At 68.9% G+C, this 11,895-nt stretch carries 7 protein-coding genes; 3 read left to right on the top strand and 4 right to left on the bottom strand.

Translation table 11 applies throughout. The features are described from left to right. Nucleotides 1–71 precede the first annotated feature (71 nt). Complete coding sequence (locus tag B0I32_RS42775; protein ID WP_181308394.1) at nucleotides 72–923, top strand: NAD(P)-dependent oxidoreductase; 852 nt, start codon at nucleotides 72–74, stop codon at nucleotides 921–923. A gap of 75 nt (nucleotides 924–998) precedes the next feature. On the opposite strand, the gene B0I32_RS42770 is transcribed toward B0I32_RS42775, so the two are convergent. The 3 genes from B0I32_RS42770 to B0I32_RS42760 all read right to left on the bottom strand — a co-directional run bounded on the left by B0I32_RS42770 (nucleotide 999) and on the right by B0I32_RS42760 (nucleotide 6,196). Further along, a complete protein-coding gene (locus B0I32_RS42770; protein WP_106249445.1) occupies nucleotides 999–2,330 on the bottom strand; it encodes a maltokinase N-terminal cap-like domain-containing protein in 1,332 nt (443 codons plus the stop codon). Between the two features lie 3 nt (nucleotides 2,331–2,333). Further along, nucleotides 2,334–4,034: a maltose alpha-D-glucosyltransferase gene (treS, locus tag B0I32_RS42765; RefSeq protein WP_106249444.1), complete on the bottom strand. Its 1,701-nt coding sequence runs from the start codon at nucleotides 4,032–4,034 to the stop codon at nucleotides 2,334–2,336. A gap of 71 nt (nucleotides 4,035–4,105) precedes the next feature. Beyond that, nucleotides 4,106–6,196: an alpha-1,4-glucan--maltose-1-phosphate maltosyltransferase gene (locus tag B0I32_RS42760; protein WP_106249443.1), complete on the bottom strand. Its 2,091-nt coding sequence runs from the start codon at nucleotides 6,194–6,196 to the stop codon at nucleotides 4,106–4,108. A 244-nt stretch (nucleotides 6,197–6,440) separates the two neighbouring features. On the opposite strand from B0I32_RS42760, the gene glgP reads away from it, so the two are divergent. Next, entirely contained in the window at nucleotides 6,441–9,023 is a 2,583-nt protein-coding gene (glgP, locus tag B0I32_RS42755) for an alpha-glucan family phosphorylase (RefSeq protein ID WP_106249442.1), read from the top strand. A 19-nt stretch (nucleotides 9,024–9,042) separates the two neighbouring features. After that, nucleotides 9,043–9,939, top strand: coding sequence for a MurR/RpiR family transcriptional regulator (locus B0I32_RS42750; protein WP_106249441.1), 897 nt, complete (start codon nucleotides 9,043–9,045; stop codon nucleotides 9,937–9,939). Here the strand turns inward: B0I32_RS42750 and B0I32_RS42745 are convergent. Next, a complete protein-coding gene (locus tag B0I32_RS42745; protein WP_106249440.1) occupies nucleotides 9,902–11,821 on the bottom strand; it encodes an N-acetylmuramoyl-L-alanine amidase in 1,920 nt (639 codons plus the stop codon). The two genes, B0I32_RS42750 and B0I32_RS42745, sit on opposite strands and share 38 nt — an antisense overlap. Nucleotides 11,822–11,895: the final 74 nt, after the last annotated feature.

Raw genomic sequence — 11,895 nt, 5'->3', positions numbered from 1 at the left:
AGCCAGAACCCGACCATAACCGCCCACCACCAGGGTGAGACGTATCGACCTCATCCCTAAGGAACACTGAAATGTTGGAAAATATCTCCGTTCTTGGCCTCGGACTCATGGGCGCCGCCCTCGCCAGGAGCCTCATGGCCGCCGGCCACCACGTCACCGTCTGGAACCGTACCCCCGCCAAGGCCGAGCCCCTGGTCGCCGAGGGCGCCGTCCTCGCGGACAGCCCGGACGAGGCCGTGGGGGCGAGCCCGCTGGTGATCGTCTGCCTGCTCGACCACGCGTCGGTCACGGAGACCCTGGACGGCACGCCGCTGGCGGGCCGGGCCGTGGTGAACCTCACCACCGGCCGCCCCGTCGAGGCCAGGCGGACGGCGGAGTGGGTGGCCGAGCGCGGCGGCGACTACCTGGGCGGCGGCATCATGGCCGTCCCGCCGATGATCGGCCAGCCGGGCGCCCTCATCCTCTACAGCGGCTCCCGTCCGGTTTACGACCGTTATGAGCAGGTGCTGTCCGTCATGGCCGAGCCCCGGTTCACGGGTACGGACCCTGAGTCGGCGCCGCTGCTCGACATCGCCATGCTGACCGGCATGTACGGCCAGATCGCCGGTTTCCTGGAGGCCGCGGCCCTGGTCAAGGCGGCCGGGCTTCCGCTGCGCGACTTCGTCACCACGTTGCTGACCCCGTGGCTGCACGCGATGGCCGCCCAGCAGGCCGGCTGGGCCGGCAACATCGAGTCCGGCGAGCACGGCACGGAGGTGTCCAACCTGGAGATCAACCGGGCGGGCCTGGAGAACCTGGTGCGCGCCTTCCGCGAGCAGAACGTCAAGCCGGACCTGCTCCTGCCGCTGAAGGCCGTCATCGACCAGCGCACCGCCCGTGGGCTGGGGCACGAGGGTCTGTCGGGACTGGTCGAAGAGCTGTGATCTCGCGCCTGAGCCCCCCTCCAGGCGTCGGGGCCTGATAGAAGGCGATTCAAGTCCGGGCGTCGGCGCCTGACGTCAGCTTGCGCGGGGGCGGAAGGCGGCCAGCGGGATCGGTAGCCATGAGGGGCGGTTGCGGGCCTCGTACACGACCTCGTACACCGCCTTCGACAGCTCGAACGCCCGCAGCAGCGCCGCGTCCGCCTGGTTGATGACGCCGCCGCCCTCGATGTACCCGTCGATGAAGGCGGCCCGGTTGCGGTCGGCCCACTCCTGGGCCCGGGGCTCCAGCTCCGCGGCCCGGGAGTGCCCGGTCAGCAGGTGCCTGGCCGCGTAGTCGAACGAGCGCAGCATGCCCGCCACGTCGCGCAGCGGAGAGTACAGCGCCCGGCGCTCGCTCAGCGGCTGGCCCGGCTCGCCCTCGAAGTCCAGCACCACCCAGTCGGTGGGCGTGCGCATGACCTGGCCGAGGTGGTAGTCGCCGTGGACCCGCTGCACGGGCACCGCGGTGGTGAGCAGCTCCACCTGGTGGTAGACGTGCTCGATGAAGCCCACGTGCTCGCGCAGCTGCGGCACCTCGGCCACGGACAGCCCCAGCCGCCGTCTGAACGACTCGGCCATCCGCTTGACCTCGTGCACCTCGATCACGTCGGTCGGGAAGGCCTCGGCCAGCTCGTGGTGCACGCGCGCGGTGGCCGTGCCCAGGCGGCGCGACTCCGCGGCGAAGTTGCCGCCCGCCTCGCCGGCCGGCACCTGGGGCAGGCTGGCGTACAGGTCGCGGACGCTGGTCAGGGCGAGGTCCCAGCCGTCGTTGGCGGGGGAGAGGAACTCCTGCATGATCGCCAGCGTGGTGCCCGTGCCGTCGAGGTCGGTCTCGATCCAGCCGTACGGGCGCGCGATGTGCGGGGCGTTCCTGGCGGCCAGGGCGGTGATGATCTCCAGCTCCGGATTGACCCCGGGGATGAGCCGGCGGAAGAGCTTGCAGATGTAGGCGTCCCCGTACACGAGCGAGGTGTTTGACTGCTCGGCCCCGAGCACCACGCTGCGCGGGGAGGTGTCGACGGTGACGCCGGGCACGTGGCGCATGCGCAGGCCGCCGCGGGTCTCGTCGTGCGCCATGCCGTCGAGGAGCAGGCCCATGCGTTCGGGGTCGTGCACGGCGTCGTAGTGGTAGGTCTCGCCGACGGTGCCGATGAGGGCGTGGTTCAGGCGGTCGGGCAGTTCGTCGCGCTCGCCGACCAGCACCTGGTAGCGGTCGCGCGAGCCCTCCTGCCACACGGCGATGATGAGGTGCCGCAGCCCGGGCGACAGCTCGACGTCGGAGTCGATCGACAGCTCGTCGATCGGGCGCCCCTTGCCGCCGAACCAACGCTGGCGGCCGATCCATGCGGCAAGGAGCTCGTCAAGCACGTCCTACTCCTCCTGGGTGATGGCCGGCGGGAGTGTGAACCAATAGAACCCATGCCCGGGAAGCGTCAAAAGATACGGAAGTTCGCCAATTGCCGGAAATGGTACGCCTCCCATGGTTTCCACGGGGGAGACGCCCACAAACCTCCGCAGGTCGAGTTCGACCGGTTGCGGGAATCGTGACAGGTTGTTCACGCAGAGCATCCGGTCGTCGCCCAGTTCCCTGACGAAGGCGAGCACGCTCGGGTTGGAGGAGTTGAGCTCCGCGTAACCACCCAGCCCGAAGACGGGGTGACGCTTGCGGATCTCGATCATGCGCCGGGTCCAGTGCAGCAGCGAGCCCGCGTTCTTCTGCTGGGCCTCCACGTTGATGCCCTGATAGCCGTAGATCGGGTCCATGATGACCGGCAGGTAGAGCCGGCCGGGGTCGCAGTCGGAGAAGCCGGCGTTGCGGTCGGGGTCCCACTGCATGGGGGTACGCACGCCGTCGCGGTCGCCGAGCCAGATGTTGTCGCCCATGCCGATCTCGTCGCCGTAGTAGAGCACGGGGGATCCGGGCAGCGACAGGAGCAGGGCGGTAAAGAGCTCGATCTGGTTGCGGTCGTTCTCCAGCAGGGGCGCGAGGCGGCGGCGGATGCCGACGTTGGCCCGCATACGGGGGTCTTTGGCGTATTCGGTGTACATGTAGTCGCGCTCTTCGTCCGTGACCATTTCGAGCGTCAGCTCGTCGTGGTTACGGAGGAAGATCCCCCACTGGCAGTTTTCCGGAATTTTCGGCGTTTGTGCCAGAATTTCGGAAATGGGGTAGCGCGATTCCCGGCGCACGGCCATGAAGATGCGCGGCATAAGCGGGAAATGGAAGGCCATGTGGCATTCGTCCCCGCCGCCGACCGGATCGCCGAAGTACTCCACCACGTCCGACGGCCACTGGTTCGCCTCGGCCAGCAGCACGCGGTCGGGGAACAGCCGGTCGACCTCCGACCGGATCGACTTGAGGTATTCGTGCGTCCGCGGCAGGTTCTCGCAGTTGGTGCCCTCCTCCTCGAAGAGGTAGGGCACCGCGTCCAGCCGGAACCCGTCGATGCCCAGGTCCAGCCAGAACCGCAGCACCTCCAGCATCGCCTCCTGCACGTCCGGGTTCTCGTAGTTGAGGTCCGGCTGGTGGTGGAAGAAGCGGTGCCAGTAGTACTGGCCGCGGACCGGGTCGTAGGTCCAGTTGGACGTCTCGGTGTCGATGAAGATGATCCGGGCGTCCTGGTACTTCTCATCCGTGGACGACCAGACGTAGAAGTCGCCGTACGGGCCCTCGGGGTCGTGCCGGGACGCCTGGAACCAGGGATGGGCGTCGCTGGTGTGGTTCATGACGAGGTCGGCGATGACGCGCATGCCGCGTTTGTGGGCCTCGTCGACCAGTTTCACGAAGTCCCCGAGGTCGCCGAACTCGGGCAGGATCTTCATGAAGTCGGCGATGTCGTATCCGCCGTCGCGCAGCGGCGACTCGTAGAGCGGCAGCAGCCAGAGGCAGTCCACGCCCAGCCACTGCAGATAGTCGAGCTTGCTGATGAGACCTCTGATGTCGCCGGTCCCGTCGCCGTTGGAGTCGGCGAAACCCCTGATCAGGACCTCGTAGAAAACCGCCCGCTTGTACCAGTAAGGATCGCGCGGCTTTTCCTCGTCAAAGGTGTTGGGAATGGGTGTGGAGCTCATGAGCCGCCCCGCAGGTGGCTCATGACGGAGGCGCTATCACACACGTTGAAGACTCCCCGCTGAATTCAGTTCTACCGTGGCGCGGCTCGTACGGTGAGAATGTGGGCAGGCTGGATATGGGGGTCGAGGCGTACATAGTTGCGCTGCCTCCAGCGATAGGACTCTCCGGAGAGTTCGTCGTCCACGACGAACTCGGCGTTCCAGTCGAGACCCAGGACGGGCAGGTCCAGTTCCACCGTCGCCTCGTGGGTGTGGTGTGGATCCAGATTGATGACCGCCAGTACGACGTCGCCCAGCCCGTGCCTTCGTGTGGCCGGGTCATAGGCGCCGGGAAGTCGTTTCGAGAAGCAGACGATGTCCGGTTGGTCGACCCTGTGGAACCGTAGGTTACGCAATTCCTGCAGCGCCGGATGCGCTCTTCGGAACAAATTCAGATGGGTGATGAACGGGGCGAGGCTCCATCCTTCGCGCTCGGCCGTCACCCAATCACGGGGTTTGTATTGATACTTTTCGCTATCCAGGTATTCCTCGCTTCCCGGGCGCACCGGTACGTTCTCCCCGAGCTCGTACCCGGAATAGACGCCCCAGGCGGGCGAGGCGAGCGCGGCCAGCACCGCCCTGATCTTGAACGCCGGAACGCCGCCGTGTTGCAGGTATTCGTGGAGAATGTCCGGAGTGTTGACGAAGAGGTTGGGCCGCAGGTAACTCGAGGTCTCCTGGGCCAGCTCCGTGAGATAGGTCTCGACGTCGTATTTGGTGTTCTTCCACGTAAAATATGTATATGACTGGTGATAGCCGGTCTTGGCCAGCATGCGCATCATCGCCGGCCGGGTGAACGCCTCCGACAGGAAGATCACATCGGGGTCGGTGCGGTGCACGTCCGCCAGCAGCCGCTCCCAGAAGGCCACGGGCTTGGTGTGCGGGTTGTCCACCCGGAAGATGCGCACCCCGTGGTCCATCCAGTGCCGCAGCACCCGCTTGACCTCGTTGTAGATCCCCTCGGGGTCCTTGTCGAAGTTGATCGGGTAGATGTCCTGATACTTCTTCGGCGGGTTCTCCGCGTACGCGATCGACCCGTCGGCCCTGACCGTGAACCACTCGGGATGCTCCTTGACCCACGGGTGGTCGGGAGAGCACTGCAGGGCGAAGTCGAGCGCGATCTCCATGCCCAGCTCACGCGTGCGGCCGACGAACACGTCGAAGTCGTCGAGCGTGCCCAGGTCGGGATGCACGGCGTCGTGGCCGCCGTCCTCGGAGCCGATCGCCCACGGCGATCCAGGCTCGTCGGGCTCGGGGCTGAGCGTGTTGTTGCGCCCCTTGCGGTACGTCGTGCCGATCGGATGGATGGGCGGCAGGTAGACGACGTCGAAGCCCATCTTGGCGATGGCCGGGAGCCGCTTGGCAGCTGTCTGGAAATTTCCGGACTTGGAGATGCCGAGCTCGTTCACCACGGCCCCTTCGGACCTGGGGAAGAACTCGTACCAGGAGCCGTAGAGCGCCCGGCGCCGGTCCACCCTGATCTTGTGGGACTTGGACCTGGTCACCAGCTCACGGAACGGATGCGCCTCCAGCAACGCCGCGGTCTCGGGCAACTGGACGATCGACAGCCGCGCCCGCGGATCGAGCTCCTCGTCCCGCAGCGTCGCGGAGATCGACAGCAGCGCCGCGCGGTGGCCGCAGGTGCTGCCGCCGTTGCCGTTCTGCCTGCTCCGGCCGTCACGGGCGGTCTTTCCCGCCGGAGCGGCCTGCCCGCCCGCGCAGTCGGCGGGCCGCACGGCCTTGGCCGCGCGCTCGAACAGCCGGGCGCCCTCCTCGCACATGAGATCGACGTCCATGCCGCGCGGGATCTTGATCTCGGCGTCGTGCAGCCACGTGCCGATCGGATCACTCCATGCCTCCACGCGGAACAGCCAGTCGCCCTCGGCCGGCAGGCACACGTCGACACCCCAGCGGTCGGTGCCGGGCGCGAGCTCGCGCATCGGTCTCAGGCGCCCGCGCTGCCCGTCGGGCGAGGTCAGCACCACGCCCGACGCCACGGCGTCGTGGCCCTCTCTGAACACGGTCGCCGAGACCTGGAAGGTCTCGCCGGCGACCGCCTTGGCGGGCCATTGCCCGCAGTCGACGACGGGGGAGATGGCCGTGATGGGAATTCGTCCGATCATCGCATTCAAGGGTTTGCGGCGGCACTCCCGGTACCGCCGGAGGCTTTCCCTGGCAGGAACGATCCTTGCATGTAAATTGTGGACAGCAGTGGATAGACCTCCCTTGTGTGTCTGCGGGAAGGTCCAACAACCTGGAAAGTTGCCCCAATAGTCCCTCTTCATGCTTGTTCCCGGAAGGGGTTTGAAGGGGCTTGATGGGGGTGAAGGACTCAGAGGTCCCTCCTAGCCCGTAGGGTGCAGAAACGTGAGAGCTATCCGCCGGTTTACCGTCCGCACCGTCCTGCCCGCGGAGCTGGCCGCCCTCGGCGAGCTTGTCCAGAATCTCCGGTGGTCATGGCACCCCGAGACGATGGACCTCTTCGCGGAGGTCGACGCCGACCTGTGGGAACAGGTCGGCCACGATCCCGTGGCCCTGCTCGGCGCCGTCAGCCCGGCCCGGCTGAGCGAGCTGGCGGCCGATCGGCGCTTCCTGCGCCGCCTCGCCGACGCCGCAGACGATCTGCGCGAATACATGACCTCTCCGCGCTGGTACCAGACGCTGCCCGACAGCGCGCGGGCCATCGCGTACTTCTCCCCCGAATACGGCATCGCCGCCGCGCTGCCGCAGTACTCCGGGGGTCTCGGCATCCTGGCCGGAGACCACCTCAAGGCCGCCAGCGACCTCGGCGTGCCGATCCTCGCGGTGGGCCTGCTCTACCGGCACGGCTACTTCACCCAGTCCCTGTCGCCCGAGGGCTGGCAGCTGGAGCACTACCCGTCGCTCGACGCGGGCGGCCTGCCGCTGACCCTGCTCAAGGACACCGAGGGCACGCCGGTCAAGATCCGGCTGAGCCTGCCCGACGAGCGCGAGCTGCACGCCCAGGTGTGGGTGGCCCAGGTCGGCCGGGTGCCGCTGCTGCTGCTCGACTCCGACGTGGCCGAGAACGACACGGCGGCCAGGGACATCACCGACCGCCTCTACGGCGGCGGCACCGACCACCGGCTCATGCAGGAGCTGCTGCTCGGCGTCGGCGGCGTGCGCGCGATCAGGGCGTACTGCAAGATCACCGGACACGCCGAGCCCGAGGTGTTCCACACCAACGAGGGCCACGCCGGCTTCCTCGGCCTGGAGCGCATCCGCGAGCTCACCGAGGCGCGGATGTCGTTCGACGAGGCTCTTGAGGCGGTGCGCGCGGGCACGGTGTTCACCACGCACACCCCGGTCCCCGCGGGCATCGACCGCTTCCCGATCGACATGATCGAGCGGCACTTCGGCGGGGCGGGCGCCTGGCCGACCGTGCCGGTGGAGCGGATCCTGGCGCTGGGCAAGGAGCCCGACCCCAGCCGGTTCAACATGGCGGTCATGGGCATGCGGCTGGCCCAGCGGGTCAACGGCGTGTCCGTGCTGCACGGCGAGGTCAGCCGGGACATGTTCAAAGATCTTTGGCCGGGATTCGACCTGGACGAGGTGCCGATCGGCTCGATCACCAACGGCGTGCACGCGCCGACCTGGGTCGGCAGGGAGTTCATGGAGCTGGCCGGGCGCGAGCTGCCCTCCCTGCTGGAGCGGGCCCGCGGCTGGGAGCACATCCAGAAGATCTCCGACGCCGACATCTGGCAGATCCGCGGCACGCTGCGCCGGCGGCTGGTCGAGGGCGCCAGGGTGCGCCTGCGCAGGTCGTGGCGCGAGCGCGGAGCCTCCGACGCCGAGCTCGGCTGGATCGACGACACGCTCGACCCCGAGGTGCTGACGATCGGGTTCGCCCGGCGGGTTCCGTCGTACAAGCGGCTCACGCTCATGCTGCGCGATCCCAAGCGGCTGACCGAGCTGCTGCTCGATCCCGACAAACCCGTGCAGATCGTGATCGCCGGCAAGGCTCACCCGGCCGACGAGGGTGGCAAGAAGCTGATCCAGCAGATCATCAAGTTCGCCGACCGCAACGACGTCCGCCACCGCATCGTCTTCCTGCCCGACTACGACATGACGCTCGGCCAGCTCATGGTGCAGGGCTGCGACGTCTGGCTGAACAACCCGCTGCGCCCGCTGGAGGCCTCGGGCACGTCGGGGATGAAGTCCGCGCTGAACGGCGGGCTCAACCTGTCGATCCGCGACGGCTGGTGGGACGAGTGGTACGACGGCACCAACGGCTGGGCCATCCCCACCGCCGACGGGGTGGGCAACCCCGACCGGCGCGACGAGCTGGAGGCCGCCGCCCTCTACGACCTGATCGAGCACGAGGTGTCCGACCGCTTCTACGACCGGGGCCCCGACGGGCTGCCGCGCCGGTGGATGGAGATGGTCAAGCACACGCTGGCCTCGCTCGGGCCCAAGGTGCTGGCCGGGCGGATGCTGCGCGACTACGTGGTGACGCTCTACAACCCGGCCGCCGCCTCCGCCCGCGCGCTCAGCGCCGAGTCCTACGCGCCGGCCAAGGCGTTCGCCGCCTGGCGGGTCCGGGTCAACCGGGCCTGGCCGGGGGTGCGGGTCGAGCACGTCGAGGCGGCCGGCGTGGGCGACACGCCGGAGGTCGGGGCCTCCATCGAGCTGCACGCCACCATCGCGCTCGGCGACCTGGAGCCCGGCGACGTGCTGGTCCAGGCCGCCTACGGGAAGGTCGGGCCGCACGACGAGCTGGTGCACCCGGTCTACTCCACGCTGTCGGTCGCGTCGGTGGACGACGACGGGCGGGCCCACTACACCGGCGCGGTGCCGCTCGACCGTACGGGCGCGTTCGGTTACACGGTGCGGGTCGTCCCGCACCACCCGCTGCTGGCCACACCGGCCGAGCTGGGCCTGATCACCGTGCCCGAGGAACCGGCGGGGATGACCAACGGAACATTGCGCTGACAAGCGGCATAATCGGGGGGTGGACGACAGCGGGAACGGCCTGCGGGCCGACACTCTGGTGGCCACGGTTCGCGGTGTGCTGCCGTCGCTGACGCCTGCCGCCCAGACCGTGGCCCGCCTCATACTCGAAGACCCCGCGACGGTGGCGAGGAGCACCATCACGGAGCTCTCCGCCGCCTCCGGCACCAGCGAGGCGACGATCGTGCGCACCGCCCGGTTGCTCGGCTTCGCCGGATATCCGCAGCTCAGGCTGGCCTTAGCCGCGGCCGCCGCGCAACCGGACCGGCTGGTGCCGGGCGACCTCGCGCCCGACGACCCGCTGTCGGAGGTCATCCAGAAGGTGGCCAGGGCCGAGTCCGAGGCGATCAACGACACCGTCGCCCAGCTCACCTCCGAACGGCTCGGCCTGGTCGTGGACGCCATCGTCGGCGCCCGGCGGATCGACGCCTACGGGGTCGGCGCCTCCGGGCTGGTGGCCGAGGACGTCGCCCAGAAGCTGCTGCGCATCGGCCTGTCCAGCCACGCCTTCCAGGACGCGCACCTGGCGCTGACCAGCGCCGTGCTGCTCAAGGACGGCGACGTGGCGATCGGCATCAGCACCTCGGGCGAGACCCCCGACGTGATCGAGCCGCTGAGCCGGGCCAAGGAGGCCGGGGCGACCACGGTCGCGATCACCAACAACCCCCGCTCGTCCATCGCGGAGCTGGCCGAACACGTGCTGATCTCGGCCGGGCGCGAGACGGAGTTCCGTCCCGGCGCCCTGGCCAGCAGGATCAGCCAGCTCCTCGTCGTCGACTGCGTGTTCGTCGGCGTCGCCCAGCGCACGTTCGACTCCTCTCAGGAGGCGCTCGCGAGCACCAGGCGCGCCGTCAAGGAGTTCACCCGGAGAACGTCACCCGCACGTCGTCAGCCTTGACGTACATCACGCGGTGGCCGAACTGGATCTGCAGGTACTTCGTCTTGCCCCGCACCACCTTGTGGTCCGCCAGGTCGAAGGTGACCGCGCGGTAGTACTCGGTGGCCGCCTGGCCGGCCAGCGTGTACTTCTCGCCCGCCGCGAACGTGTACTGCAGCGGCGTCACCGCCTGGTACGGGATGCCCTCCGGATAGGCCGACTCCTCCGGGTAGGCCCGGCCGAACACCGGCACCGTCGCCTTGCCCGGCTTCGGCGTGACCACCAGCCCCATCGACGGGACGGCGGTCGGAGCGCTCCTCGGGTTGTGGAACCACGCCTTCTGCCCGAGGTACCAGATGGCCGTCCAGTCGCCCTGGCGCTCGGCCACGGCGAAGCGCTGGCCGGTGCCGGCGCGGGCGCTGTGGTCGTAGACGCTGTAGAGGGAGTCGCCGGTCGGGTGCTTGCCGATGTCCTTGATCAGCGGCGCGTCCGCGCGCGGCTCGGTGCGCAGCCAGACGGTGCCGGCGCTGGTCGGCGGGCAGTCCGCCTCCGGGTTCTGGCGGTCACAGCCGTAGAAGTGCGGCTTGTTCGTGGCGAAGTCCGGCTTGATCATGACCGAGCCGGCCCTGGGCCCGCCGAACGCGTGCAGCGGCGCGCCCATGAGCTGGAAGTAGTGCGCCCAGTCCCAGAACGGGCCCGGGTCCTCGTGCATGCCGCGCACGGTCGTCGGCAGGGTGCCGGGGACGTTGTCGTGGCCCAGGATGTGGGCGCGGTCCAGCGGCACGCCGTGCCTGAGCGCCAGGTAGCGGACCAGGCGGGCGGACGAGCGGTACATCGCCTCGGTGAACCAGGTGCTGCCCTCGGCCAGGAAGCCCTCGTGCTCGATGCCGATGGACTTGGCGTTGACGTACCAGTTGCCGGCCTGCCAGCCGACGTCCTTGGTCTTGATGTGCTGGGCGATGTGGCCGTCGGAGGAGCGGACGGAGTAGTGCCAGCTGGCGCCGTAGTTCGGGTCCTGGTTGAGGCGGATGGAGGGCAGGAAATATCCCTCCATGTCGTGGATGATGATGTATTCGACCTTCTGGCTGTACGGCCGGTTCGCCAGGTCGTAGTGCCCGTAGTCGTCGTTCGGCAGCTCCTGGTACGCGGACGGGATCCACTCACAGGAGATCGAGGCGGGACACTCGATCCCGTCGGGGCGCACCGGCGGGCGCAGGCCGAGCTTCTCCAGCCACTTCTCGATCTTCTTCAGGCCCGGGACGGCGGGAAGGGCGACCCGCTGACCGTCGTCGGTCGTCCGCGTGGCCCCTTCCTTGATCGTGGCGAAGACCTCGTCGGCGAAGAACTTGGCCGCGCCCGACTCCTCGGCGCCCGAATACCGGGCCACCGCGCCGTACCACTGGCCGGGGTCGGCGCTCAGCGGCGCGCCGAGCGCCTTCTGGTAGTCGGCCAGCAGCGCGGCGCCGCCGCGGATGTTCGCGGCGTCGTCCGTACGCAGCCGCTCGTGGCTCTCGCCGGTCAGCGCGGCGGCGCGTTCCATGGTCCGCAGCGAGGCCGGGATGTCGGCCGGCGCGGGGCGGGCCGCCGGAGGCGGGAGGGGGCGGCCGTCGTCGCCGCGGGCGTCCTCCTCGCCCTCGCTGTGATGGTTGGACGAGGTGAAGGCGGCGGCGTCGGTCAGGTGCATGGGGCCGAACCCGGCGTCGCTGGAGGGCCGGCCGGCGTGGGCGTCCCACCGGGACTCCAGGTAGGAGACGCCCAGCAGCACGCTCTCGGGCACCTGGAACTCCTGGGCGGCGGCCGCGAAGGCCTGCTGCCGGTCCGGGGGCTGCTGGGCGTGCGCCGAGCTCACGTTGACTAAGGGCAGCAGGGCGACGAGTGAGGCCGCCGTGAGTATTCTGCGCATGAACCACTCCTCGGGAGCTGGGGGGCGCGTTGTGCAGTTCAGCGTCTCAACATTTTCCTTCGCAGGCGAGATCT

The organism is Nonomuraea fuscirosea (genome assembly GCF_003001935.1).
GTDB lineage: Bacteria > Actinomycetota > Actinomycetes > Streptosporangiales > Streptosporangiaceae > Nonomuraea > Nonomuraea fuscirosea.
The sequence above is the reverse complement of the archived record's forward strand: the minus strand, read 5'-3'. Positions and strand labels throughout refer to the sequence as shown.